Source organism: Halorubrum aethiopicum (genome assembly GCF_001542905.1).
Lineage (GTDB): Archaea > Halobacteriota > Halobacteria > Halobacteriales > Haloferacaceae > Halorubrum > Halorubrum aethiopicum.
The window spans coordinates 1,217,502-1,240,525 of the sequence record NZ_LOAJ01000001.1 but is presented as its reverse complement, the minus strand read 5'-3'; the positions used below and the strand labels follow the sequence as shown (position 1 = coordinate 1,240,525).

Below are 23,024 nucleotides of genomic sequence, written 5' to 3'. Positions count from 1 at the left end.
GTCACGGCGGTTCTCACTGCCAACTGATATCATCCACTCTGAAAACCGTGTCTCCGCCACCGATAGCCGCAAAGGAAACCGTATCGAATCCGGAGATATCGTTCTCGAAGGGCGCGTCCGTGGCGACCCGTTCTCCGTCAACGTACACCTCGCCGATCGTTCCGTCAGTCCAGTCGATCCCCTGTATGCGGACTTGGACGAACCGCTCAACGTCCGGACTGATGGCACCATCGCGGATCCGAGCCCTGTCCTCCTCATCGTTCCCGTCTCCGAATCTGAAGTACAGCCCGTCGTTTTGTATGTGATTGACGAACCGAATCCCAATAGTGTCCCCGTTGATCAACCTCAGTTGGTTTTTGGTGTACTGGTCCGCGCTCACCGGTCTTATATAGAAGGACATCCCACTCGGTGAGACAGTTCGATCGAGGCTAGATTCAGCGCTGAAATTACTGATACTCCCACCTTGATCGAGGTAGAGCGAATACTGGCTTTGATGTCCGTCGTTCGCGATTCCGATCTCGTTTTCCTGTGCGAGGCCTCCCGGTCCCCCTCCGACGGCGCGCCACTCCGGATCATCAAGCGTCCCGTCCTCGAAATCGTCATACAGCGAGATCGTGTCAGAACCTTCGCTTCCGGTCTCATCCGTGTCGGATGGAGCGGTCTCGTTTTCGGGTGAGGTCTCCGCCGATTCGCCGGTATCCGGTGACCGCTGCTCGCTGTCCGTTGAGGGACCCTGGATACCGAGTAACTCCTTCGCGCCGACGTAATACCCTACGAACGTTCCACATCCGACGCCGCCGATAAATTCCAGAATTCCGCGCCTCTCCATGGGAGAGTTGTTAACAAGAAAACACTATAACCTTCCGATAGAAACCAATCCAAGGCGAGTCAGCAGGACGACAGCGAGGGATCGAACTGTCGGTACGCCATATTAAGTGAGTTCCACACACTTCCGACGAACATACGGGTATCGATCGGACCGCTGTCCACTTTTTTTGAAACGAAGATGAGGCCGCTACGCTACAGAGAATCGCGTTATTCAGCGATACTCTGATCGGATGTACTGAACGTCCACAGTATCGAAACGCCCTACGCCGACTCGCAGATCGCGACGAAGTTCTCGAAGACCGCCTCGCCCTCCTCGGTGTGGGCGACCTCGGGGTGCCACTGGACGCCGTACAGGCCCTCCTCCGCGTTCGACATCGCCTCGATGCCGCAGACGTCCGAGGTCGCGGTGTGGGTGAATCCCGGCGGCAGCTCCTTCACCTCGTCGGCGTGGGAGGCCCACACGCGGGTGTCGGGCGCGAGCGACCCGACGAGCGGGTCGTCCTCGTCGACGATCGCCACGTCGACGTCGGCGTAGCCGCCGTAGTCGCCGCCGCCGACGCGCCCGCCTCGCTCGTCCGCGATCACCTGCATCCCGAGACAGATCCCGAAGACGGGGACCTCGAGGTCGAGGTACTCGCGCGCCTTGCCGATCCGGTCCATGTCGGGACCGCCCGAGAGGACGATTCCGTCCGCGTCGACCTCGGCGGGCGGCGTGTCGGCGTCGACGATCTCGGTGTCGACGCCCATGTCCCGGAGCGCGCGCCGCTCCAGGTGGGTGAACTGGCCGTGGAGGTCCAAGACGACGATCCGTGTCATGGACGCGATCCGCGGGGGCGGCACAAAAACGACTCGGAATTGACGCAGGGTCGTGCCGGTTCTCGGTCACGCTCGGCAATAATGATCCACGGTTGTGGATCTCGACCCCGAAAAACCGGGCTCGGACCGCTACCGCTCCAGCGGATCCGTCTTCGTGAACTCCCGCAGCAGGACGGTCGCGTACGACCCGCTCGGGAGCGCGAACGCGAAGGTGGGATCGCCCGCCTCGAACGTCACCTCGAGGTCCGTCCGGACCTGGATCGCCCGGCGGGTTCCGGTCGAGTCGAACTCGCCGGGGAGGTCGAAGTCCGCGGGTTCGATCCCGGCGTCCGCGAGCACCGACCGCTCGATATCGCCCGGTTCCCCCGCCGCGAGTTCGGTCTCGGTGCCGACGAGCGGCGCGGTGACGAACGCCCGCCCGCGCGCGCAGTGGCGCGCAATCACCTCCACCCGCTCGTCGGTCACCCGCTGTTCGCGGTCGGGGTCGGGCGCGTACAGCTCGTCGGGGACATCGCGGTCGGCGAAACACGCCACGTCGCCGACGACGGGGCGGTCGAAGGGGAGCCCGCTGGAGAGCCGCTCGCTCACGATCCGGTTGAACAACACCGACTGGGCCGCGTTGACGAAGAGCCGCTGGAGGTTCGAGGGCACCGCCTCGAGCGCGTGCCGCCAGTCGTCGTCCGCGGGCGGCGCGGCCGGGTCGACCCCGCGCTCGGCGAGCCGGGAGAGCATCCCGCGCTCGAACCGGAGCTTGCGGGGCATCGCGTCGAGACAGGCCTCCCAGTCGCCGTCGCCGGTGCCGGCGGCGGCGCGGGAGTCGTCGTCCGCGGCGGGAGCGCCCTCTCCGCCGCCCGTGGCGTCCTCCCCGTCGCCGCCCGCGACCCCGAAGGCGTCGTCGACGCGCCTCCGACCGGCGCGGGTGTCGTCCGGCTCGGCCGGCGAGGGGTTCCCCGCGTACAGCCGGACCGCCTCGCGGAAGTCGCCGCGGACGACCGCGAGCCCGACGCGGTGGGTGACCGGCCGGACGCTGCCGAACCGCTGTTGCCCGAAGTAGTTGGGGACCGCGACGGGCGCGTCCGGGTCGTCGGGGTCCGCGCCCGCGAACGCCCGGAGGTCGCGGACGATCGCTCCGACTTGCTCCTCCGCGTCCGGGACCGCGTCGGCGACGCGGATCTCGAAGGCGTTGCCGGCGAGGTCGCCGAAGGAGAGCCGGCGGCCGGCTCGCCCGATCGGCTCGACGTCGACGCCGCGGATCTCGGGAAGGTCCTCGGGGTCGACCTCCCGCAGCGTGAACAGCTGGGTCGTCACGGCGCGTTTGTCCTTCGTGCCCGCCCAGGAGACGCGCTCGCGGCTGATCCCCAAAGCGTCGGAGATCCGGCGCGCGAAGTCGTTCGTGTCCCAGTTCCGGAGCGTGGCGCGGACGACGAGCTCGGGGTAGCCGCCGCGGTCGGCATCGAGGGGATCCGGATCGAACGCCTCCAGCTCGGTGACGCGGAAGTCCTCGGGGCGTTCGCGGAGCCGCCCGCCGATCCCGTCGGCGTCGCTCACGAACTGCGCGATGCCGACCGCGCGCTCGACGGGGTGGGCCTCGCGGCGGTCGCGGGGGGAGGGGTCGTCCGGAGATGAGTCGACCATTCAGTAGAGCGGGAGCTCGCCCGTGACGCGGTCGACGAGGTCGTCGCTCGCGGGACCGACCGCGAGCGCGGTGACGGTCCCCGGCTCCAGTTCGGTGTGGCCGGCGTCGCGGATGATCGCGTACGGGATCCCCTCCGTGTCCGCCTTGTCCGCGAGTTCGAAGAGCTGGCTCTCGGAGTCGGCCCCGAGGACGACCTTCTTCTGGCCGGATCCCTTCCACTTCTTGCGGCTTCGTCGGCCCGTGTCCTCGTAGGCCGACAGCGACGCGTGTGCGACCTGCGCGGCGAGTTTCCCCTCGCCCATGCCGAGGTCCCGGCGGGCGACGATCGCCTGTTTCATACGGGGTGAGAGCCCCGCCGCGGGTATAGCTCTGTTCTCTCGGGCGACCGAATCGTCAGGATTTTTTGATCGCGCTCGACGAGTTCGACCGCGTCGTCCCCGCGACGCTTGGTTCCCATGGATCTGGACGAGTTCGCGCGCACGAGCGCGCCAGAACGCGACGGTGACGAGTTTCGAAAGGAGAACAACCGGCTGCTCGGGGTCCCGCTCGACGGGACCGTGACGGTGAAGGCCGGCTCGATGGTGGCGTACACGGGCGACGTGACGTTCACCGGCAAGGCCTCGGCCGAGGGCGGCGTGACCGGCTTCCTCAAGGACGCGGTGAGCAGCGAGGGGACGCCGGTGATGGAGGCTGAGGGCAGCGGCTACCTCTACGTCGCCGAGCAGAGCAAGAAGGTGCGGATACTCGATCTGGACGCCGGCGAGTCGATCTCCGTCAGCGGCAACGACGTGCTCGCCTTCGAGTCCTCCGTCGACTACGAGATCAACACGATCGGCAGCGTCTCGGAGGCGGCCGCGGGCGGGCTGACGAACGTCTACCTCACCGGGCCGGGGCAGGTCGCGATCTCCACGCACGGCGACCCCGCCGTGTTGGAGCCGCCGGTCTTCACCGACCCGGACGCGACCGTCGCCTGGAGCAGCGACCTCTCGCCGTCGGTGTCGATCAACAAGACGTTCGAGTTCGGGCAGACCTCCGGCGAGTCCGTTCAGATGGAGTTCACGGGCTCGGAGGGGTTCGTCGTGGTCCAGCCGCACGAGGAGTGAGGAGCCGACCGGCGTTTCCGACGACGGCTCCCGACGACGGTTTCCGACGGTTTCCGGGACTCTTTAGGTCGCGCCCCTCCCTCTCCCGGCATGATCCTGTCGGATTCGGACATCCTCGACCGCCTCGCGGCCGGGGACCTCGCCATCGAGCCGCTCGCGGACGTCGACCAGCAGGTCCAGCCCGCGAGCGTCGACCTCCGGCTCGGCGAGCGCTTCCTGGAGTTCCAGCGCACCAACATCCCCTGTATCCACCCCACCGACGCCGACGAGGTCGGCGAGTACGTCACGGAAACCACCGTGCCGGAGGGCGAGGAGTTCATCCTCCACCCCGGCGACTTCGTGCTCGGGACGACGACCGAGCGCGTCGAGATCCCCGACGACCTCGTCGCGCACGTCGAGGGGCGGTCGTCGCTCGGGCGGCTCGCGATCGTCGTCCACGCGACCGCGGGGCTCTGTGACCCCGGCTACAAGGGGCAGATCACCCTCGAGCTCTCGAACCTCGGCACCGCCCCGGTCGCGCTCTCGCCGGGGATGCGCGTCTCACAGCTCACCTTCACGGAGCTGAAGTCGGCCGCCGACCGCCCGTACGGCAGCGAGCGCGGCTCGAAGTACCAGGACCAGGACGGCCCGCAGGCGTCCCGGATCGGGTCCGATCCGGAGTTCGGTGGTGAGTCCGAATGAAGTTCATCGAGGAGGTCGTCGTCGACGAATTCCTGCCGACGGTGCGCTCGATGCTCGCCGAGGACCTCCGCGAGCGCGGGTTCACCCAGCGGGAGGTCGCCGACGCGCTCGGCATCTCCCAGTCGGCCGTCTCGAAGTACGCCCACGGCGACGTGGCCCGCCACGATCGGATCGTCGCCGACGAGCGCGTGCGCGACCTCGTCGAGCGGGTCGGCGAGGGGCTCGCCGCGGGGGACCTCTCACCCGTGGCGGCGCTCGTCGAGATCGAGGTACTGATCCGGCGGCTGGAGGAGGGCGACCTCCTCGCGGAGCTCCACGAGGAGGCGATGCCGGGACTCGCGGCGGCCGACGTCGACTTCTCGGTCCACGACCCCGACAGCGGGCTCCGCGAGCGCGAGGCCGTCCTCGCGTCGGTCCGCCGCGGGCTCCGGACCCTGACGAACGCCTCCGGCTTCGCGGGGCTCATTCCGAACGTCGGCGCGAACGTGGTCGAGTGTCTCCCCGACGCGACCGCCGTCGACGACGTGGCGGCCGTCCCCGGCCGGCTCGTCGACGTGAAGGGGCGCGCGATGGTGCCCGGCGAGCCGGAGTTCGGCGTGAGCGAGCACGTCGCCACGGTGCTTCTCGCCGCCCGCGAGGCGGGCGCGTCGGCCCGCGGCGCGGTCAACGTCCGGTACGACCCCGACCTCGTCGCGACGCTCGCCGAGTCGCATCCGACCGTCGAGTTCGACGCGGAGCGGGGGACGCGCGAGGCGGTCGTGGAGGCGGTCACGGAGGCGGTCGCGGCCGCCGATCCCCCCGAAAACGTCGGGGGTTCGGCGGACGACGGGACGCTCGTCTGCTATCAGACCGGCGCGGTCGGCGTCGAGCCGATCGTGTACGTCCTCGCGCCGACCGCGCCGGAGGCGGCGCGGATCGTTCGGGAGTTGCTGTAGGGACGGGAACACGGACGTGTCGTAAGCGGCGGGCTCGCACCCGAAAACCAGCGGGCTTTTGGCGCGTATCCACGACACACGACACACGATGAGCCATGACGACTTCCCCACCGATCATCCGGCGGTGGTGACCTGTGGACTGCCGTACGCCAACGGCGACCTCCACATCGGGCACCTCCGCACCTACGTCGGCGGCGACGTCTACGCCCGCGCGCTCGAGCGGCTCGGCCAGGAGACCGCGTTCGTCTCGGGCTCGGACATGCACGGGACGCCCGTCGCGGTCAACGCCGAGCAGGCGGGCGTCTCCCCCGAGGACTTCGCGCTCGACTGGCACGAGCGGTACGCCGAGACGTTCCCGAAGTTCAACGTCGACTTCGACAACTACGGCCACACCCACGACGAGACGAACACCGAAACGACCCAGGAACTCGTCCGCGACCTCGACGAGGCCGGCCACCTGTACGAAAAGGAGATCATGGTCGCGTACGACCCCGTCGACGACCAGTTCCTCCCGGACCGCTACGTCGAGGGGACCTGCCCGTACTGCGGGGCGCACGCCCGCGGCGACGAGTGCGACGAGGGCTGCCAGCGCCACCTCGAGCCGGGCGAGGTCGAGGATCCCGTCTCGACGATCACCGGCAACCCCGCCGAGTACCGCGAGCGCACCCACAAGTTCTTCGAGGTCTCGGCGTTCTCGGAGTACCTCTCCGGGTTCCTCGACCGTCTCGAGGGGACCTCGAACGCCCGGAACCAGCCCCGCGAGTGGATCGAACAGGGGCTCCAGGACTGGTGTATCACCCGCGACATGGACTGGGGGATCGACATGCCCGGCGAGAACCCGCAGGACCTCGTCCTCTACGTCTGGGTCGACGCCCCCATCGAGTACGTCTCCTCGACGAAACAGTACACGGAGCGCGTCGGCGCGGACGCCTTCGACTGGGAGGCGGCCTGGAAGGAGGGCGCGGACGACGCCCACCCCGAGGGCGGCGAGATCGTCCACGTGATCGGCCGCGACATCATCCAGCACCACACGATCTTCTGGCCCGCCATGCTGGAGGCGACCGGGCACGCGGAGCCGCGGGCGGTGATGGCGAGCGGCTTCGTCACGCTCGGCGGCAAGGGGTTCTCGACCAGCCGCGACCGCGCGGTCTGGGCCGACGAGTACCTCGAGGAGGGGTTCCATCCCGACCCGCTGCGCTACTACCTCGCGACGAACGGCGGGTTCCAACAGGACGTGGACTTCTCGTGGGAGAAGTTCCGCGACCGCGTGAACACCGAACTCGTGGGCACGGTCGGCAACTTCCTCTACCGGTCGCTGCTCTTCGCGCACCGCAACTACGACGACGCGCCGATCGCGGACGCGACGAGCGAGGAGGTGGCCGACCGGATCGACGAGGCGGTCGCCGACGTCGAGGCCGCCGTCAACGACTACTCGGTGCGGGCGCTCGGCGACGCCGTGACCGACCTCGCGCGCTTCGGCAACGAGTACATCCAGCACAACGAGCCGTGGAAGCTCGTCGACGACGAGCCCGAGGAGGCCGCGCGGGTGATCCACGACTGCGTCGCGATCGCGAAGGCGATCGCGGTGCTCTTCGAGCCGATCGCCCCCGAGAAGTGCGAGCGGCTGTGGGACCAGCTCGGCGAGGACGGCTCCGTCCACGAGGTCACCGTCGCGGCCGCGAGCGAGGAGCCCGAGGGCGACCTCTCCGAGCCGACCGAGCTCTTCGAGAAGGTCGAGGACGACCGCGTCGAGGAGCTGAACGCGAAACTGGAGTCGCGCGTCGCCGAGGCGGAAGGCGACGAGGCAAGCGACGACGCGGACGGATCGAGTGATGATCAAGGCGACGAAGACGACGAAGACGACACCGAGGACACCGACATGACCGACATCGACCCCATCAGCGACGACCGCATCAGCTTCGAGCAGTTCCAGGAACTCGACGTCCGCGTCGGGCGGATCGAGGAGGCAGCGGAGATCGAGGGAGCCGACGACCTCCTGAAGCTCCGCGTCGACCTCGGCGTCGAGACCCGCACCATCGTCGCGGGACTCAAGGGGCTCCACGCGGTCGAGGACCTCCCCGGGACGAAGGTGGTCGTCCTCGCCAACATGGAGAAGGCGGACCTGTTCGGCGTGGAGTCGAACGGGATGGTGCTCGCCGCGGGCGAGCAGGCCGACCTCCTCACTACCTACGAGGACGCGGAACCCGGCACGAAGGTGCTCTGAGCGCGACGACGCGGTCCCGCCGCTTCCGACGAGTTCTTCGGAATTTATACCGCGGGGCGGAGAACGTCCTCCCGTCATGTCCCTGCTTCCCCGCTGGTTCGAGATACAGCCCTTCGAGCGGCAGATCGTCATCCTCGCGGTCGTCTGCGACCCGATCGGCTTTACCGCCGGCTACCTGATCGCCCCCGAACTCGGCGTCGAGCCGATCCTCGGCGGCGTCTACGGGCTCGTCGCCGCGAGCCTCCCGGTGTCGCTTCTCGTGTTGCGCGAGGCGGGCGCGAACTGATCGGACGAGGGTCGCGAACGAGAGTCGATCGACCGCCTCAGGCGTCGAGAATCTCGATCAGGTTCCCGTCGGGGTCGCGAACGAACAGGATCGTCGTCCCGCTCTCGGTCGTTCGCGGCCCGCTCAGCGTCTCCACGTCGTCCGCGAGGTCGCCGTGGAAGGCGTCCACGTCGTCGACGGAGAGCCCGAGGTGGGTCGCGCCCGGTCGGTCGAGCGAGCGCGCCGGCATCGGCTCGCCCTCGGGGTCGTACTCGACGAGTTCGACGCGGATCCCGTCGGCCGCGAGGTGCGCGAACGAGGCGGACGCGCCGGCGACGTCGACGGCGTCGGCGAACGCCTCCCCGCCGACGGCGAACTCGGCGACGACCTCGAGGTCGAAGACGTCGGTGTAGAAGGCGACGGCGCGGTCGAGGTTCGAGACGGTGATTCCGGCGTGGTGTGCGGTCGGATCGGACACGGGCGGAGCGTCGGCGACCGGCGAGAAAACCGTGTCGGGTCACGCGCCGAGCAGGCGGGCGACCACCCCCGCGAGGACGGCGAGCGCGCCGACGACGAACGTTCCGGGCAGCGGGAGCACGAACAGGAGCACGCCGAGCACGACGAGAAGGGTGGAGACCCTCATGAGCGTCGTTGGAGACTGCGCCGAATATATCTGGTGACGGGGCGGGTCGCTCGCGACGCGTCGGTCGAGTCGCCTGGGACGCGCCGGACCGAAACGACCATTCGACGCCCGCCCCCACCGGCGCGTATGTACGTCGTCGTCAACGCGGCCCAGAGCGTCGACGGGAAGCTCTCGACGCGCCGCCGGGAGCAGCTCCGGATCTCGGGCGAGGAGGACTTCGACCGGGTGGACCGGATCCGGGCGGCCGCCGACGCGGTGTTGGTCGGCGTCGGGACCGTCCTCGCCGACGACCCGCACCTCACGCTCGACGAGGAGGCGCGCCGCGTCGAGCGGCTGCGGAACGGCCGGCCGGGTGACCCCGCGCGCGTCGTCGTCGACTCGACGGGCCGGACGCCGACGGACGCGCGGATCCTCGACGACGCGGCGACCACCTACCTGCTCGTGTCGGCGGCGGCGACCCCCGAGCGCCGCGAGGAACTGTCGGCCGCTGGCGCGGAGGTGGTCGTCGCCGGCGAGGAACGCGTCGACCTGGACGAGGCCGCGAGCGCGCTCGAGGACGCGGGCGTCGACCGGCTGATGGTGGAGGGGGGCGGCGAGGTGATCTACTCGTGTTTCGCGGCCGGGATCGTCGACGAGCTCCAGGTGTACGTCGGGTCGCTCGTCGTGGGCGGACGCGACGCGCCGACGCTGGTCGACGGCGACGGGTTCCTGGAGGCGTTCCCGCGACTGGATCTGACCGGGATCGAGCGGCTCGACGACGGCGTCGTGCTCTCGTACGACGTGGGAGAGCGCTCGTAACGGATCGACTCGCGCTGGACTCAACTCACGCTCAGCTCGCCCCCGTTCAACTCGACTCGCGCTCGGGTTTCGCCCGTCAACGACACCCACGCCGCACGTGGGAGGTTCCCAAGATCGGGCGGTACACGCCCCGTGCTACCGACTTTCACACGATTCCACCGAAGTATTTATATGTCGGCCTGCGGTACGTTGAGGTACCAGAACGCCTCCGGCGCTGGTGGATCGCACGCTGAAATGAACGGGAGTTCTTGCCGACGGCCCAACGCACGACGGCGAGCGGTCGCTATCTCCGGAGCGGTGATGGAGTGATCAAAAAATGGTAACGAAAGAAGAAGTCATCGAACAGTACGACATCGAGCCGATGAACGACGCGGACAACGTGGACCTTTCTGAAGACGACCTGGAGAACGGCTCCAAGGGTCAGCTCATCAAACGCGCCGGGCAGCTGCGCGACCGACGCAACGAGCTGAACCAGATGGCCTCCGAGCGAGCGTCGAACCGCGACGACCTCAACGCCAAGACCCGAGAGAAGGTCGACGAGGCCCAACAGCACCGCGAGAAGCGCGACGAGCTCAACGAGCAGGTCCAGGAGCACAAGGACAAGCGCAACGAGCTCAACGCGAAGGCGAACGAACTGTTCGACGAGGTCGAGGAGCTCAAAGGCGACATGGAGCTCGGCTCCGGCAAGTCCATCGAGGAGCTCAAAGAGGAGATCGAGGAGCTCGAGTTCCGTCAGCAGACGGAGGTCCTCGACGCGGAGGACGAGCGCGAGCTCATCGAGAAGATCGACGACAAACGCGAGGAGCTCGCCGAGAAGAAAGAGAAGATCGACGACACGAGCGAGCTCGACGAGCTCGTCGAGGAGGCCGAGGAGGTCCGCTCCGAGGCGTCGAAACACCACCAGAAGGTGACGGAGCTCGCGGACAAGGCCCAGGAGCACCACAACCAGATGATCGAGGCCTACCGCGAGGCCGACGACATCCGTGACGAGGCCGACGAGATGCACGAGCTCTTCGTCGAGGCCCAGGAGGCGGCGGACCGCCACCACGAGGACTTCGTCCGCGTCCAGAAGCGCCTGCGCGAGCTCGACAAGAAGGAGGAGGAGGAGCGCAAGGACGAGCGCGCCGAGAAGCGCGAGGAGGAGAAGGAGGAGGCCGAGGAGATCTACCAGAAGTTCAAGGAGGGCGAGACCCTCGACACCGAGGACCTGATGAAGCTCCAGAAGACGGGGCTTCTGTAAGTCCGGCTCGGCTCTCTACTGCGGTTTGCGGTCTTTTTCGCGAGGTTGGAGGTGGAGCGATGCCCGTGAGCGGCGCGTCCCGTCGGAGTCGGCGTTATACGTCGTCGCTGGCGCGGTGAACGCGACTGCGAAGAACATCTCCAAAGCCCCAGCCACGAGGAGTCCGTACGCTCGCTGTGCTCCTCACTCGGTCGCTACCGCTCCCTCGTTGCGGTGCTTGCGTCCCCTACGGACTCCTCGTGGCTGCCCCTTTGAGTCCCGCCCACCGCCCAACCCCGCACCTCACGCCTCCCCAGCCTCGCGGCTCCTTTCAGTCGCCGCATCCCTCGCGGGCTCCTCGTGCCCCGTTGGGTCACTCGGAGGCGCGCCACCGCGGCAGGAACCCGAGGAGAGCGAATCCGGGATGGTACCGTCGGATCGCCACGCAGCCAACAACGTGAAACGCGCCCGCCACCAACCGGCGGTATGGACGACGACGCGCGTTCGACCGGAACGGACCTCCTCGCGGCCGCGGCGGTGGGCGCGGCGGGCGCGGTGGCTGGCAAGCGACTCGTCGGCCGGCTCACCCGCGGCCGATTCGGCGACACGGAGGAGTACAACGTCGCGAAGGTGTCGATTTCGGGGGCGATAAAGCGGGATAAGGGCCGCCCCTCGCCGCTCTCGGGTCCCGGGGGCACGACCGCCGACGAGGTCGTCGAGCAGGTGGAGGCGGCCGACGACGACGAGGACGTCGAGGCGCTGCTCGTCCACCTCAACACGCCGGGCGGGGAGGTCGTCCCCAGCGACGACATCCGGCGGGCGGTCGCCGACTTCGACGGGCCGACGGTGGCGTACGCGACCGACCTCTGTGCGTCGGGCGGCTACTGGATCGCGAGCGGCTGTGACGAGCTGTGGGCCCGCGAGGGGAGCCTCGTGGGCTCGATCGGCGTCATCGGCTCGCGGCCGAACGCGGCCGGGCTGGCCGAGAAGCTCGGCATCTCCTACGAGCAGTTCACCGCCGGCGAGTACAAGGACGCCGGCGTCCCGCTGCGGGAGATCGAGGAGGACGAGCGCGAGTACCTCCAGTCGCTCATCGACGGCTACTACGAGCAGTTCGTCGAGACCGTGAGCGAGGGCCGGGAGATGGACCCGGAGACGATCCGCGAGACGGAGGCGCGCGTCTACCTCGGCCCCGACGCGCTCGAGATCGGCCTCGTCGACGAGCTCGGCGTCGAGTCGGCGGTCGAAGACCGGATCGCGGAGTCGATCGGCGAGGACGTGGAGGTCAAAGAGTTCACGCCCGAGCGGGGGCTCGCGGAGCGGCTCGGGATCGGCGCGGAGCGCGTCGCGTTCGCCGCCGGCAACGGCGTCGCGAGCGTCTTCGCCGGCGACGGCCGCGACGTCGAGGTCGAGTTCCGGTAGTCCCGGCAGTCCCGGCAGTCCCGGCAGTCCCGGCAGTCCCAGCAGCGCCGGCGGCTCCGCTCGTCCCGGCTCGGAGCCGGCCGCGACACTCCCCGACGGCGAGACTTTTTACTCCGTCGGGGTGTGTGACCATCCGTGACGACGCTGGTGATCTGCGTGGACCGCTCCGGGACGATCGGACGGGCCACCAACGTCCCGATGCCGGTGGCGGGCTGGGAGGCCGTGCGCTCGCTCGTCACCGACGCCGGGGTCGCGGACCCCGAGGACGCCAGCGTCAACTGCCTGCTCGAGGCGCTTCGAGTCGCCCGCGACCTCCGCGACGAGCGCGAGGAGTCGGTCGTGGCCGTCGTCTCGGCCGAGAGCGAGAGCCCGGTCGGTGCCGACCGCTCGATCGCGGCCCAGCTCGACGACCTCGTGGACCGCTACGACCCGAGCGCCGCGATCGTCGTCGTCGACTCCGCGGAGGACGAGCGCGTCCTCCCGATCGTCGAGTCGCGGATGCCCGTCGACGGCGTCGACCGCGTCGTGGTCCGGCAGGCCCGCGACATCGAGTCGACGTACTACCTGTTGAAGCAGTTCCTCGCCGACGAGCAGCTCCGCTCGACCGTGCTCGTCCCGATCGGGATCGCGCTGTTGTTGCTCCCCGTCCTGTTCGTCCAGTTCTCCGCGGCGGCCGCGGTCGCCGGCGTCGCCGGGCTGCTCGGCGCGGCGCTTTTATACAAGGGACTCGGGATCGACCGGCTGGTCGCGGGGATGCCCGAACGGGTGCGGGAGGCGCTGTACGCCGGACAGGTGTCGGTCGTGACGTACGTCGTCGCCGCCGGGCTCTCGCTCGTCGGCGGCTTCTTCGGCGTGCTGGCGGCCACGGAGCTCGAGAACGCGCTCTTGACCGTCCAGGCGATGGAGTTCACCTACGAGGCCGTCCCGTGGCTCGCGATCGCGGGCGTGACCGCCGCGGTCGGCCGCCTGCTCGACGAGCTGATCCGCGACGAGGGGATCCGGACGCCGTACCTCAACCTCCCGTTCGTGATCGTCGCCGTCGCGCTCGTCGTGCGCGGGTTCGCCGGCTACTTCCTCGAACAGGAGGCGCTCCGTCCGCCCACCGTGGTCGCCGGGTTCCCGGTCGCGCCCGCCCAGCGGCTGGCGGCGTTCATCGTCGCCGGCGTCGTGGTCTCGCTCGTCGGCGTCAAGCTCGCGAGCGACGTGGGGACGGAGACGCTGGAGGACGTGATCGAGACCGACGCCGACCCGGACCGCGGGACGGAAGGCGAGTGACGGAGTCGACGGCGAGCGGGTCCGGTCGCGTCCGCCCCCTGACCGGTCCGCGGACCGGCCGCGAGTGGGGCGGGTTTTTGTCCGTCCGGGTCGCCGGGGCGGGTATGGACGTGTACGGACTGATCGGCAACCCGGTCGGCCACTCGCTGTCGCCGCCGATGCACGAGGCGGGGTACGAGGCGCTCTCGATCGACGCGCGCTACGTCACCTTCGAGCCGGAGCCGGACGACGCCGCGCGGGCGGTCGAGGGCGCGGCCGCGCTGGGCGTGGCCGGCCTCAACGTCACCATCCCGTTCAAACGCGACGTGCTCGCCGCCGTCGACCCCGATCCGCTCGCCGAACGGATCGGCGCGGTGAACACGGTCGTCTTCCCCGACGACGGGGAGGAAGAAGTCGACGCCGGAGACGGAAGCGGGCGCGACGCTCCCCGCGGCTACAACACGGACGCGGCGGGCGTGACCCGGTCGTTCGAGCGCCACGGCGTCCCCCTCGACGGGCGCGACGCGGTCGTCGTGGGCGCGGGCGGCGCGGGTCGTGCGGCGGCGTTCGCGCTTGCGGACGCCGGCGCGAGCGTCCACGTGGCCAACCGCACGGCGGAGCGGGCGACCGACCTCGCCGCGGAGGTGCCCGGCGCGACCGGCGGCGGCCTCGACGGCCTCGACGAACGGGTGCCCGCGGCCGACGTGCTCGTGAACGCGACGAGCGTCGGGATGGAGGAGGACGCGACGCCGGTTCCCGCCGACCTGCTTCACGCCGACCTGGCCGTCCTCGACGCCGTCTACACGCCGACCGAGACCCGGCTGCTCCGCGAGGCCGCGGCGGCGGGGGCGACGACGATCGAGGGCGCGTGGATGCTGCTCTTCCAGGGCGTCGAGGCGTTCGAGCGCTGGACCGGCGAGGACGCGCCGGTCGAGGAGATGAACGCGGCGTTGCGCGCCGAACTCGAGTGACCGCGCACTCGGCTTATAGCCCGGCGGGGCTCGCCAGCACCCCGGCGGTGAGGATCAGCCCGACCGAGAGCCCGGCCGCGGCGTAGAAGAACGGCTTCGCGTCGCGGGCGGGTTCCCGCAGTTTCCCGGTCTCGAGTCCGTCGAGGAGCTTCCCGCTCGCGACCTCGACGAGTCCCGTGATCAGGAACCAGAGGGCGAGCATCGTGAGCACGAGGTGGCCCCGCCCGGTGCCGGTCAGCGACTCGACGGTGTACAGCGTTCCCGCCATGTGTCCGCCGGTGGCGAGGAACGCGAGCGCCGCGATCCGGCTGATCCACCGGAGCCGACCCGCCACCGCGGCGAGCGCGTCGCCGCCGAGGTCCCCGCGGGTCGCCGGCGGGACCACCGCGAGCGCGACGAAGAGCACGCTTCCCGTCCAGAGCACCGCGAACCCGACGTGTACGGACCACATGACCGCATCGAGGATCGACATGACCGATCGTGTGCCCGCGACGACTTAACCGCGGCGAGACCGGTACCCCGACCGCTCGCGCCCGGGCTCGTCGCGGGCCTTTAAATACCGGGCGCGTGTATCCGACCCCAATGGCCCTGCTGAAGAAGATCAAGGAGAAGCTCGGGTTCGGGAGCGACGCGTCCGACGACGAGAGCGGGGAGACGACGGTGACCGTCGAGCGGGACGCCGGCGGCAGCGAGCCGGACGACGGGAGCGACGCGCCCGACGGAAGCGACGACGACGCCGCGGGGACCGCGGACGCCGTCGTGGACGAGGGAGAAACCGACGAGGACGGCGAGCCCGGCGGGGACGAGTCGATCGAGGACGAAGCGGCCGGGGACGAGACCGACGAAGACGGACCAGCCGGAGACGAGGCCGACGAAGACGAGGTCGACGCGCCGGAATCCGCGGACGAGGAGGCGATCGAGGACGGGGAGGACGACGCCGACGCGAGCGCGGAGTCCGAGGTCGACGGCGCGGACGGTGCGGACGACGCGTCCGACGAGGGCGACGCGGACGACGAGGGCGACGAGGGCGGCGTCGACGGCGACCCCGTCGACCGGATCAAGGGTATCGGGCCGGCGTACGCCGAGCGGCTCGGGACGATGGGGATCGAGACGGTCCAGGACCTCGCGGCCGCCGATCCCGCCGACGTGGCCGAGGGCGCGAGCATCGGCGAGAAGCGCGCGGTCAAGTGGGTCGATCGCGCCAAGGAGTTCTGAGGTGTCCGCCGGCGACCGTCCGGTCCGGCAACGCGAATGAGCGACGACGCGGACCGCAGGGGCGACGACGCGGATCGCCGGTACCACGTCGACGGCGAGATCGTCCCGGCGGAGTCGGCGACGGTCCACGTCGAGGACCGCGGGTTCGTCTACGGCGACGCGGCCCGCGAGACGATGCGAGCGTACGGCGGTCGCGTCTTCCGGTGGGAGCGACACGCCGATCGGCTGGCCCGGAGCTGTGAGGCGCTCTCGATAGACCACGGCCTCTCGGACGCGGACTTGAGAGGGCGGGTCGACGAGACGCTGGCGGCGAACGACCTGTCCGAGGCGGTCGTCGAGGTGTCGGTAACCCGCGGCCGCCGGGCGGGCGGATCCGGTCGATCCGGTGGGTCCGGCGACCGGTTCGACCCCCGCGTCGGGGGCGATCCGACGGTCGTCGTGACGGTTCGCCCGCTGCCGAGGGGCGGCGTCGGGTCGGATCCGGTCTTCGACGGACCCGCGACGCTCCAGACCGTCAAGACCCGGAAGACGCCGGACCGGGCGGTTCCCGCGGACGCGGCGACGCACGCGCGAGTGAACGAGGTCCTCGCGCGGCTCGAACTCCGGGTGACCGGCGCGGACGAGGCGATGCTTTCGGACCCCGACGGCCGCGTCGTCGGTGGGGCGGACTCGACCCTCTTTTTCACGGACGGCACGGGACTCAAGACGCCCTCGCTCGACGGTCCCGTCGTCCCGCGCGTCGCTCGCGCGGAGGTGATAGACGTCGCCGAGGAGGAGGGAGTGCCGGTCGAGGAGGGATCCTACGCCCCGAGCGAGGTGCGCGAGGCCGAGGAGGTCCTCCTCGCGAACGCGACGTGGGGGATCCGGCCGGTTCGGACGGTCGACGGGATCGCCGTCGACGGCGACGGGGACGGGGTCGCCGGCCCGCTCACGACGCTGCTCTCGCGGCTGTTCGACCGGCGCGTGGAGGCGGCGTGTTACGGCGGCGAGCGGTCGTAGCGGGTGGCGGTCGTGGCGTCGCGTGGCGCTCGTGGTCGATCCGGTCGTCCCGACGCGCAACGTTCAAACCGGCCGCAAGCCACCGGTTCGTATGGACGCGGACCGGCGGATCGCCGCCCTCGACGAGGTGCCGGAGGACAGCACGCTTCTCGTGACGCTCCGCCCGGTCGATCCCGACTCGGTCTCCGAGAGCGAGGGCGACGTGGGGAGGAACGGCGACGTGGACGCGAACCGGAACGTGAAGACGAACGGCGGCGTGGAGGCGAACCGGAACGTGAAGACGAACGGCGGCGTGGAGGCGAACTCTGGCGTGGACGGTGACGACGCGGCGGCAAACGGCGGCGGCGCCCTCGAGGCCGAGGCGATCCTGATCCGCCTCGACGACGGCGTCTCGGCGTTCCGCAACTACTGTCAACACTGGACGGACGTGCGCCTCGACAAGGACGACGGCGCGTTCGTCCGGAACGGGGAGGTGTTCTGTCAGAAACACGGCGCGACCTTCGAGGGCGGGACGGGCTACTGTAACTTCGGTCCCTGCGAGGGCGCGGTGCTCGAGGGCGTCGACGTGACGGTCGACGACGGCGCGGTGTACCTCGCGGACGACGCCTACGAGTTCGTCCGGCGCGGTCCGAGCCACCGAGACGACGACGCCGGCGACTCGCGGATCGACTTCACCGGAAACTAAAAGCGCGTGCGGCCGCCGCCGGCGTCCTCGCGGCCGAGCGCCTTCTTCAAGAAGTTCATCCACCGCTTCCGGTCCGCGGCCTCCTGCCGTTTCGCCTCGGTCTCGGGGTCGGGCGCGTTCAGCCCCTCGAGCGCCTCCAGCGCCCGGTCGATCCCGATGATCGACGCCGCCAGCTCCTCGCCGCGCTCGTAGCTCACCTCGTTCTCCTCGATGCGCTCGAGCCGCTCCAGTCGCTCGCGGCGGAGGTTCCGTTTCGCCCGCTCGACGCGGTCGCGCTCGCCCGGCGGGACCGTCTCCCGTCGCTTGATCTCGAAGACGAACGACTGGAGGTCGATCGGCTCCCCCTGGACCTCGATCTCCTCCGGGATCCGCGCGCCGACCGTGGCCGCCTCGCGCTCGACGCGCTCGAGGAGTCCCTTCCGCTCGTACTCTCTCACGACCGGGGCGTAGGGGGCGGTCGCACTTCGCTCCTTCGGCCGGGCGGGCGGAGCGGTTCGATCCGGGCGGAAGCCCCCGAGAGGAATTCGACAGACGGAAGAGACATGGTTATCTCCTCACGCCGCCTCCTGACGGGTCGAATGTATTCTCGAGGCGTCATCACGTGGGAGGTGATCGCGGTGTTGTCGCTGATCGCGGTCGCCGTCCTCGGGCTGGCGCTGTTTCTCCCCCCGGAGCTGCTCGTGCTCGTCGTCGCCGTCGCGGCGATGGCGACCGTGTACTTCAGCGGCGCGGTCTACCTGCTCGCGCGCCCGGCGTGGATTCCGGCCCGGTTCGACGGTCTCCCCGTAGTCTTAGGCGTCGGCTTCCCGCTCGTCGTCGTCGCGGTCGTCGGCTACCACTACCGGGCGCTTCTGACGCCGGTCGCGGTGGTGTTCGCGCTCGGGCTGCTGTTCGTCTTCCTCTACTACTGGCTGGTGGTGCCGCTGGCGCTGTTCCAGAAGATCCGGAACGCGAACGCGGCCCCGGAACCCGCGGAGTGGCCCCCGCTGACGGTGCTCGTCCCCGCCTACAACGAGGAGTACTACGTGGGCGACTGCCTCCGGTCGGTCCAGACGTCGCGCTACCCCGGCCCGCTCTCTATCGTCGTCATCGACGACGGGAGCACGGACGGCACGTACGCGGAGGCGTCGGCCGCGGCGGCCGACGGGACGCGGGTGATACGCACCGAGAACGGCGGGAAGCACGCGGCGTTGAACCGCGGCCTCGAGCACGTCAAGACGGACCTCGTCGTCTCCGTCGACGCCGACTCGACGCTTCACCCGGACGCGCTCGCGGAGCTGGTCCGGGACTTCGGTCGCCACGAGAACGTCGGGGCGATCGCCGGGAACGTCAAGGTGGTCAACCGGGGGTCGCTGGTGACGAACCTCCAGGCGTTGGAGTACGTCGTCGGGATCAACACCTTCCGGCGGGCGTTCGACCTGTTCGGGGCCGTGACGGTCGTTCCCGGCTCCCTCGGCGCGTTCCGCCGGGACGTCCTCGAGGAGGTCCGGGGGTACAGCGCCGACACCGTGACCGAGGACTTCGATCTCACGATAGCGATCCTCAAGCGCGGGTACGCGATCCACGCCAGCGAGGCGATCGTGTACACCGAGGCCCCCGACACGTGGCGTGACCTCTACGCGCAGCGCCGGCGCTGGTTCCAGGGAAACCTCCAGACGGTGGTCAAACACCGCGAGGTGTTCGCCGACGGCCGGTACGGGATCCTCCACCGGGTGGCGTTCCCCTACGTGTTCCTCTCGATGTCCGCGCTGCCGCTCCTCGGCGTCCTCGTCCTGGCGCTCATCGTGTTCTCGCTTTTCGCCGGCGGGACGGGACTGCTGCTCCAGCTGGCCGGCTTCTTCGTCCTCCTCCAGGTGCTGCTGTCGGCGCTCGCGGTCCTGATCGAGGGCGAGGACCTCCGGCTCGTCGTGCTCGCGCCGTTCTCGCTTTTCGGGTACAAGCAGTTTCAGGACGCCGTGTTGCTCCGGAGCCTCGGCGCGCTCCGTCCCGGTCGGGACGACGAGTGGCTGAAGCCGACGCGGGCCAGACAGCGGGCCATCGGGCCGTCGGCGGCCGTCGAGGAGACGGACGCGCCGCTCGCCCCCGAGCGGGAGCCGAACGCGCCGTCCGCGATGAAGAAGTGACCGCCGCCCGAAGGGACGCCGTTAACCCGATCGCGACCCGATCGACCGACATGGAACCGCTCGAAGCCGAACTCGACCGCGCCCGCGACCTCGACGTGGCCGAGTTGGCCGACGCGATCGAGTCGATCGGCTTCGAGTGTACGCGCTGTGGCGGCTGCTGTACGGGATACGCCCCAGACGAGCCGGGGGGCGCGCCGGCCGACGAGGACGAGAGCGAGGTCGACAGCAAGGCCGACGGCGACCGCGCCGGCACCGACCGCGAACCCCACACCGCGACCGTCTTCCCCGACGAGGTCCGCGAGGTCGCCGACGCCGCCGAGGACGCCTTCGGCGAGGCGTACGACTGGCGCGACGTGGCCCGCCCCATGCCGTACGGGCTCGTGGAGGGCGAGGACGGCGACCCCGCCGGCGAGACCTTCGAGTGGGCGCTCGCGACCGACGACTGCGGCGACTGCACCTTCTACGAGGAGTCGGACGGGCGGGGAGCCTGTACCGTCCACGACTCGCGGCCGCTGATCTGTCGGACCTACCCCTTCAGCGTCGCGCTCGGCGGGACGAGCCAGCCGATGGGCGAGGCGGTCGACGGCGAGGGGATGGTCCGCGCCCACGAGTGCGAGGGACTGGGTCGGGACATCGCCCGCGAGGACGCCGAGTCGCTGGCGGCGGCGCTGAAAGAGCGGGCGATCCGGGAGCTGGAGGAGGCGATCGCGGTGCGGGACGGCTACGACCCGACCGCCGCCGAGCGGGCCGACGGCGACGTCGTCGTCTTCGACTCGGAGGGCGCGAAGAACGCGGACGGGACGCCGATCGGCGGCGGGTGAAAACCGAGAGATCCCCTCACACCGCGTCCAGCGCCGCGTCGACGTCGGCCGCGATCGCCTCGCGCCCCGCCTCGTCGGGGAGCGTCAGCGGCGGGCGGACCGCCGGGTCGGGGATGAACCCGCGGTGGGCGGCCGCGACCTTCGTCGCGGGCGCGAAGCCGTGTTCGGCACACCGGGCGAAGAGCGGGGCGACCGCGCGGCGATGGAGGGCCAGCGCGCGGTCGTCGTCGCCGGCGCGGATCGCCTCGCCGAGCGCGACGAACGCCTCGGGGATCACCTGCGAGAGCGCGTTGATCCCGCCGTCGACGCCGACGCTCGTGCTCGGGTACAGCTGCGCGTCGACGCCCTGAAACACGGTGAACGACTCCGGGGTCGCGCGGATCTTCGCGTCGAGGGCGGTGAGGTCGCCGCTCGTGTCCTTCAGCCCGAGGACCGACTCGTGGTCGGCCACGTCGGCGACGACGTCGGGATCGATCGCCTCGCCCACGGTCGCGGGAATGTCGTACAGGTAGAACGGCAGGGGGGCGTCGTCGGCGACGGCCTCGATGAACGCCAGTTGGCCCTCGAGATCGGTCGAGGTGTGGAAATAGGGGAGCGTGATCAGTCCCGCGTCGGCACCGACCTCTCGGGCGACCGCGAGCCGGTCGCACACGCCGGCGACGGCGGTGTCCGCCGCGCCGGCGACCACGGGGACGCGCCCGTCGACCGCCTCGACGACCGCCTCGATCACGGTTCGGTACTCCGCGTCGTCGAGGCTGGCGAACTCGCCGGTCGTCCCGCAGGGGACCATCCCGTCGAGGCCGGCGTCGACGAGCGCGTCGACGTGGCTCGCGAGCGCGTCGACATCGACGCCGCCGTCAGTGTCGAACGGCGTCACGATCGGGGGCGAGACGGCTCCGTAGCGGAACTCGGGTCCGGTCATGAGGTCCGGTTCGGCGGGGCGTCACAAAGGCGTTCGTCCCCCGCGGCAGTTGCCGGGAGCGAGGGGCCGGACGTGGGACACGGGCGAGGGCGGGGCGGTCCGGCGACGCTCGGACCGCGACACGGGTCGGCAGCGGTACAACTATGGTAACCGGTCTCGACGTACCGGTCGGAGTATATCATGGAAATCTCCGAGAAGCTCCTTTGTCTGTTCAGCGCCGACGTCCGCGAGGAGGACGGCGAGTACGTCGTGGAGGTACCGCGCCGAGAGGTCGAGACCGGATCGATCGAGCCGGGCGGCACCTACCGGGTCGCGCTCATCGAGCGGGGCGGCGGCGGCGAGAGCGACGAGCGCGACGGCGCGTCCGCGTCCGCCGGCGACGGTCCGCAGCCCCCGGTCGAGCCCGGCGAGATGCGGTACGTCGAGATCGAGGACCTCGGCAAGCAGGGCGACGGGATCGCTCGCGTCGAGCGCGGGTACGTGATCATCGTCCCGGACACGGAGGTCGGCGAGCGCGTGAAGATCGAGGTGACGGAAGTGAAATCGAACTTCGCGGTCGGCGAAGTGATCGACGAGGACGTGTAGGCGGGTGCGCGTCGGGGCGCGTCGGCTCCGCGACCTCACTCGGCTCCGATCCTGGCGTCCCAGTAGGAGACCGTGGCGACGTAGTCGCCGGGGATCGTGTTCCCGATCAGTTCGTCGACCGTCCGGAACGGTTTCGCGACGGCGCTCGGGAGGCCGCGGTAGAACCCGTAGGGCAGCACGAAGTCGTGCTCCTCGCCCGCGAGGGTCATGTCGGCCGCCCCGAGGAGCTCCGCGACCTGGCGTTCCGAGTAGAGCCGCGAGCCCATCGGGAGCAGCCACGTGTACAGCACGCGGAGGCTGCGGGCGTTGAACGTGTCGAAGAACACCTGGTCGCTGCTCACCCGGCGGAGCTCCCGCATGAACTCGAGCGGCTCGTCCATCAGGTGGAAGAATCGCATCGCGACCACCGAGTCGAAGTGATCGTCCGGAAACGGCAGCCTCGAGGCGTCACCGCGCAGGAACTCGACCGCATCCGAGACGCCCGCCTCGGCGGCGCTCTCCCGGCCCTGCTCGAGCATCTCCCTGGAGATGTCGAGTCCGACGATGTCCGCCCCCTGGTCCGCGAGCATGGTCGTGAACCGACCGGTGCCGCAGGCGACCTCCAACACCCGGTGGCCGTCGTCGATCGGTCCGAGCGCGGAGAGCACCGCCTCCTTCTCGCGCCGGTCGATGAGGGCCCCGCCGCCCGAAAAGCGGAGGTCCTCGTACTCCTCGGCGACCTCGTCGGCCTGATACCAGTCCTGACCCTTCACGTTGTCTCCGGTGGACGCCGAACGACCAAAACCGTACTGGATGCGCGTCGACGGAGCTCCCCCGGACGGCGGGAGTCGTCCGGGTCGCCGGCGATCCGAGCGCCCTCCGAGTCACCTGCGATCCGAG

At 70.0% G+C, this 23,024-nt stretch carries 26 protein-coding genes; 16 read left to right on the top strand and 10 right to left on the bottom strand.

The features are described from left to right. Positions 1-13: 13 nt before the first annotated feature. The 4 genes from AXA68_RS06005 to pth2 form a co-directional block, all read right to left on the bottom strand. Entirely contained in the window at positions 14-829 is an 816-nt protein-coding gene (locus tag AXA68_RS06005) for a hypothetical protein (protein ID WP_066414125.1), read from the bottom strand. 260 nt (positions 830-1,089) lie between these two features. Beyond that, on the bottom strand, positions 1,090-1,644 hold the full coding sequence (locus AXA68_RS06000) for a GMP synthase subunit A (protein WP_066414123.1): 555 nt from the start codon (positions 1,642-1,644) through the stop codon (positions 1,090-1,092). A gap of 129 nt (positions 1,645-1,773) precedes the next feature. Beyond that, the gene (gene truD / locus AXA68_RS05995) at positions 1,774-3,279 is read right to left on the bottom strand and encodes a tRNA pseudouridine(13) synthase TruD (RefSeq protein ID WP_066414121.1); all 1,506 of its coding nucleotides are present in this window, start codon (positions 3,277-3,279) and stop codon (positions 1,774-1,776) included. After that, the gene (gene pth2 / locus AXA68_RS05990; protein ID WP_066414120.1) at positions 3,280-3,618 is read right to left on the bottom strand and encodes a peptidyl-tRNA hydrolase Pth2; all 339 of its coding nucleotides are present in this window, start codon (positions 3,616-3,618) and stop codon (positions 3,280-3,282) included. Positions 3,619-3,735: 117 nt separating this feature from the next. Here pth2 and AXA68_RS05985 point away from each other — a divergent pair, with 117 nt between their 5' ends. The 5 genes from AXA68_RS05985 (at position 3,736) to AXA68_RS05965 (ending at position 8,509) form a co-directional block, all read left to right on the top strand. Then, positions 3,736-4,383: an AIM24 family protein gene (locus AXA68_RS05985; protein WP_066414116.1), complete on the top strand. Its 648-nt coding sequence runs from the start codon at positions 3,736-3,738 to the stop codon at positions 4,381-4,383. Between the two features lie 90 nt (positions 4,384-4,473). Next, positions 4,474-5,064 (top strand): dCTP deaminase, encoded by a 591-nt coding sequence (gene dcd, locus AXA68_RS05980; RefSeq protein WP_066414114.1) that lies wholly within the window; start codon positions 4,474-4,476, stop codon positions 5,062-5,064. Beyond that, positions 5,061-5,999, top strand: coding sequence for a thiamine-phosphate synthase family protein (locus tag AXA68_RS05975; protein ID WP_066414110.1), 939 nt, complete (start codon positions 5,061-5,063; stop codon positions 5,997-5,999). Before dcd ends, AXA68_RS05975 begins: the two co-directional genes overlap by 4 nt. Positions 6,000-6,087: 88 nt before the next feature. Then, positions 6,088-8,223, top strand: coding sequence for a methionine--tRNA ligase (metG, locus tag AXA68_RS05970; protein ID WP_066414108.1), 2,136 nt, complete (start codon positions 6,088-6,090; stop codon positions 8,221-8,223). 76 nt (positions 8,224-8,299) lie between these two features. Then, on the top strand, positions 8,300-8,509 hold the full coding sequence (locus tag AXA68_RS05965; protein WP_066414106.1) for a hypothetical protein: 210 nt from the start codon (positions 8,300-8,302) through the stop codon (positions 8,507-8,509). 37 nt (positions 8,510-8,546) lie between these two features. Here AXA68_RS05965 and AXA68_RS05960 read toward each other — a convergent pair whose 3' ends face one another. Both AXA68_RS05960 and AXA68_RS17445 read right to left on the bottom strand, forming a co-directional pair. Next, complete coding sequence (locus AXA68_RS05960) at positions 8,547-8,966, bottom strand: VOC family protein (RefSeq protein ID WP_066414104.1); 420 nt, start codon at positions 8,964-8,966, stop codon at positions 8,547-8,549. A gap of 39 nt (positions 8,967-9,005) precedes the next feature. Then, on the bottom strand, positions 9,006-9,131 hold the full coding sequence (locus AXA68_RS17445; protein WP_269799188.1) for a hypothetical protein: 126 nt from the start codon (positions 9,129-9,131) through the stop codon (positions 9,006-9,008). A gap of 126 nt (positions 9,132-9,257) precedes the next feature. Between AXA68_RS17445 and AXA68_RS05955 the strand changes: the two genes are divergently transcribed. The 5 genes from AXA68_RS05955 to AXA68_RS05935 all read left to right on the top strand — a co-directional run bounded on the left by AXA68_RS05955 (position 9,258) and on the right by AXA68_RS05935 (position 14,795). Beyond that, positions 9,258-9,929 carry a 2,5-diamino-6-(ribosylamino)-4(3H)-pyrimidinone 5'-phosphate reductase gene (locus tag AXA68_RS05955; RefSeq protein WP_066414102.1) on the top strand — a complete coding sequence of 224 codons (672 nt, stop codon included), beginning with the start codon at positions 9,258-9,260 and terminating at the stop codon, positions 9,927-9,929. 316 nt (positions 9,930-10,245) lie between these two features. Further along, complete coding sequence (locus AXA68_RS05950) at positions 10,246-11,169, top strand: coiled-coil protein (RefSeq protein WP_066414099.1); 924 nt, start codon at positions 10,246-10,248, stop codon at positions 11,167-11,169. Between the two features lie 465 nt (positions 11,170-11,634). After that, the gene (sppA, locus tag AXA68_RS05945; RefSeq protein WP_066414096.1) at positions 11,635-12,570 is read left to right on the top strand and encodes a signal peptide peptidase SppA; all 936 of its coding nucleotides are present in this window, start codon (positions 11,635-11,637) and stop codon (positions 12,568-12,570) included. A gap of 135 nt (positions 12,571-12,705) precedes the next feature. Continuing rightward, positions 12,706-13,845: a DUF373 family protein gene (locus AXA68_RS05940; RefSeq protein ID WP_066414093.1), complete on the top strand. Its 1,140-nt coding sequence runs from the start codon at positions 12,706-12,708 to the stop codon at positions 13,843-13,845. Between the two features lie 104 nt (positions 13,846-13,949). Further along, positions 13,950-14,795, top strand: a complete 846-nt coding sequence (locus tag AXA68_RS05935; RefSeq protein WP_066414092.1) for a shikimate dehydrogenase — start codon at positions 13,950-13,952, stop codon at positions 14,793-14,795. Between the two features lie 13 nt (positions 14,796-14,808). Here the strand turns inward: AXA68_RS05935 and AXA68_RS05930 are convergent, their stop codons facing one another. Continuing rightward, positions 14,809-15,267 carry a transporter gene (locus AXA68_RS05930; RefSeq protein ID WP_066414089.1) on the bottom strand — a complete coding sequence of 153 codons (459 nt, stop codon included), beginning with the start codon at positions 15,265-15,267 and terminating at the stop codon, positions 14,809-14,811. A 110-nt stretch (positions 15,268-15,377) separates the two neighbouring features. On the opposite strand from AXA68_RS05930, the gene AXA68_RS05925 reads away from it, so the two are divergent. The 3 genes from AXA68_RS05925 (at position 15,378) to AXA68_RS17565 (ending at position 17,694) form a co-directional block, all read left to right on the top strand. Further along, a complete protein-coding gene (locus AXA68_RS05925) occupies positions 15,378-16,010 on the top strand; it encodes a helix-hairpin-helix domain-containing protein (RefSeq protein ID WP_066414085.1) in 633 nt (210 codons plus the stop codon). A gap of 36 nt (positions 16,011-16,046) precedes the next feature. Continuing rightward, positions 16,047-17,009 carry an aminotransferase class IV gene (locus AXA68_RS05920; RefSeq protein WP_066414082.1) on the top strand — a complete coding sequence of 321 codons (963 nt, stop codon included), beginning with the start codon at positions 16,047-16,049 and terminating at the stop codon, positions 17,007-17,009. A gap of 310 nt (positions 17,010-17,319) precedes the next feature. Then, on the top strand, positions 17,320-17,694 hold the full coding sequence (locus tag AXA68_RS17565) for a Rieske (2Fe-2S) protein (RefSeq protein WP_394326469.1): 375 nt from the start codon (positions 17,320-17,322) through the stop codon (positions 17,692-17,694). Here the strand turns inward: AXA68_RS17565 and AXA68_RS05910 are convergent. Further along, positions 17,691-18,131, bottom strand: a complete 441-nt coding sequence (locus AXA68_RS05910) for a DUF5788 family protein (RefSeq protein ID WP_066414077.1) — start codon at positions 18,129-18,131, stop codon at positions 17,691-17,693. The two genes, AXA68_RS17565 and AXA68_RS05910, sit on opposite strands and share 4 nt — an antisense overlap. A 141-nt stretch (positions 18,132-18,272) precedes the next feature. On the opposite strand from AXA68_RS05910, the gene AXA68_RS05905 reads away from it, so the two are divergent. Together AXA68_RS05905 and AXA68_RS05900 are read left to right on the top strand one after the other, a co-directional pair. Further along, positions 18,273-19,817 (top strand): glycosyltransferase family 2 protein, encoded by a 1,545-nt coding sequence (locus AXA68_RS05905; RefSeq protein ID WP_066414075.1) that lies wholly within the window; start codon positions 18,273-18,275, stop codon positions 19,815-19,817. 50 nt (positions 19,818-19,867) lie between these two features. Beyond that, positions 19,868-20,638, top strand: coding sequence for a YkgJ family cysteine cluster protein (locus AXA68_RS05900; protein ID WP_066414073.1), 771 nt, complete (start codon positions 19,868-19,870; stop codon positions 20,636-20,638). A gap of 16 nt (positions 20,639-20,654) precedes the next feature. Here the strand turns inward: AXA68_RS05900 and AXA68_RS05895 are convergent, their stop codons facing one another. Then, entirely contained in the window at positions 20,655-21,560 is a 906-nt protein-coding gene (locus AXA68_RS05895) for a dihydrodipicolinate synthase family protein (RefSeq protein ID WP_066414071.1), read from the bottom strand. A 180-nt stretch (positions 21,561-21,740) separates the two neighbouring features. Here AXA68_RS05895 and AXA68_RS05890 point away from each other — a divergent pair, with 180 nt between their 5' ends. Further along, positions 21,741-22,145 (top strand): TRAM domain-containing protein, encoded by a 405-nt coding sequence (locus tag AXA68_RS05890; RefSeq protein WP_066414069.1) that lies wholly within the window; start codon positions 21,741-21,743, stop codon positions 22,143-22,145. 35 nt (positions 22,146-22,180) lie between these two features. On the opposite strand, the gene AXA68_RS05885 is transcribed toward AXA68_RS05890, so the two are convergent. Next, a complete protein-coding gene (locus AXA68_RS05885; RefSeq protein ID WP_066414067.1) occupies positions 22,181-22,897 on the bottom strand; it encodes a class I SAM-dependent methyltransferase in 717 nt (238 codons plus the stop codon). Positions 22,898-23,024: the final 127 nt, after the last annotated feature.

Excerpts from the sequence above, each read along its gene's own strand:
- AXA68_RS06005 (WP_066414125.1), bottom strand. The coding sequence starts at position 829 with ATGGAGAGGCGCGGAATTCTGGAATTTATCGGCGGCGTCGGATGTGGA.
- AXA68_RS06000 (WP_066414123.1), bottom strand. The coding sequence starts at position 1,644 with ATGACACGGATCGTCGTCTTGGACCTCCACGGCCAGTTCACCCACCTG.
- truD (WP_066414121.1), bottom strand. The coding sequence starts at position 3,279 with ATGGTCGACTCATCTCCGGACGACCCCTCCCCCCGCGACCGCCGCGAG.
- pth2 (WP_066414120.1), bottom strand. The coding sequence starts at position 3,618 with ATGAAACAGGCGATCGTCGCCCGCCGGGACCTCGGCATGGGCGAGGGG.
- AXA68_RS05985 (WP_066414116.1), top strand. The coding sequence starts at position 3,736 with ATGGATCTGGACGAGTTCGCGCGCACGAGCGCGCCAGAACGCGACGGT.
- dcd (WP_066414114.1), top strand. The coding sequence starts at position 4,474 with ATGATCCTGTCGGATTCGGACATCCTCGACCGCCTCGCGGCCGGGGAC.
- AXA68_RS05975 (WP_066414110.1), top strand. The coding sequence starts at position 5,061 with ATGAAGTTCATCGAGGAGGTCGTCGTCGACGAATTCCTGCCGACGGTG.
- metG (WP_066414108.1), top strand. The coding sequence starts at position 6,088 with ATGAGCCATGACGACTTCCCCACCGATCATCCGGCGGTGGTGACCTGT.
- AXA68_RS05965 (WP_066414106.1), top strand. The coding sequence starts at position 8,300 with ATGTCCCTGCTTCCCCGCTGGTTCGAGATACAGCCCTTCGAGCGGCAG.
- AXA68_RS17445 (WP_269799188.1), bottom strand. The coding sequence starts at position 9,131 with ATGAGGGTCTCCACCCTTCTCGTCGTGCTCGGCGTGCTCCTGTTCGTG.
- AXA68_RS05955 (WP_066414102.1), top strand. The coding sequence starts at position 9,258 with ATGTACGTCGTCGTCAACGCGGCCCAGAGCGTCGACGGGAAGCTCTCG.
- AXA68_RS05950 (WP_066414099.1), top strand. The coding sequence starts at position 10,246 with ATGGTAACGAAAGAAGAAGTCATCGAACAGTACGACATCGAGCCGATG.
- sppA (WP_066414096.1), top strand. The coding sequence starts at position 11,635 with ATGGACGACGACGCGCGTTCGACCGGAACGGACCTCCTCGCGGCCGCG.
- AXA68_RS05935 (WP_066414092.1), top strand. The coding sequence starts at position 13,950 with ATGGACGTGTACGGACTGATCGGCAACCCGGTCGGCCACTCGCTGTCG.
- AXA68_RS05930 (WP_066414089.1), bottom strand. The coding sequence starts at position 15,267 with ATGTCGATCCTCGATGCGGTCATGTGGTCCGTACACGTCGGGTTCGCG.
- AXA68_RS05925 (WP_066414085.1), top strand. The coding sequence starts at position 15,378 with ATGGCCCTGCTGAAGAAGATCAAGGAGAAGCTCGGGTTCGGGAGCGAC.
- AXA68_RS05920 (WP_066414082.1), top strand. The coding sequence starts at position 16,047 with ATGAGCGACGACGCGGACCGCAGGGGCGACGACGCGGATCGCCGGTAC.
- AXA68_RS05905 (WP_066414075.1), top strand. The coding sequence starts at position 18,273 with ATGTATTCTCGAGGCGTCATCACGTGGGAGGTGATCGCGGTGTTGTCG.
- AXA68_RS05900 (WP_066414073.1), top strand. The coding sequence starts at position 19,868 with ATGGAACCGCTCGAAGCCGAACTCGACCGCGCCCGCGACCTCGACGTG.
- AXA68_RS05895 (WP_066414071.1), bottom strand. The coding sequence starts at position 21,560 with ATGACCGGACCCGAGTTCCGCTACGGAGCCGTCTCGCCCCCGATCGTG.
- AXA68_RS05890 (WP_066414069.1), top strand. The coding sequence starts at position 21,741 with ATGGAAATCTCCGAGAAGCTCCTTTGTCTGTTCAGCGCCGACGTCCGC.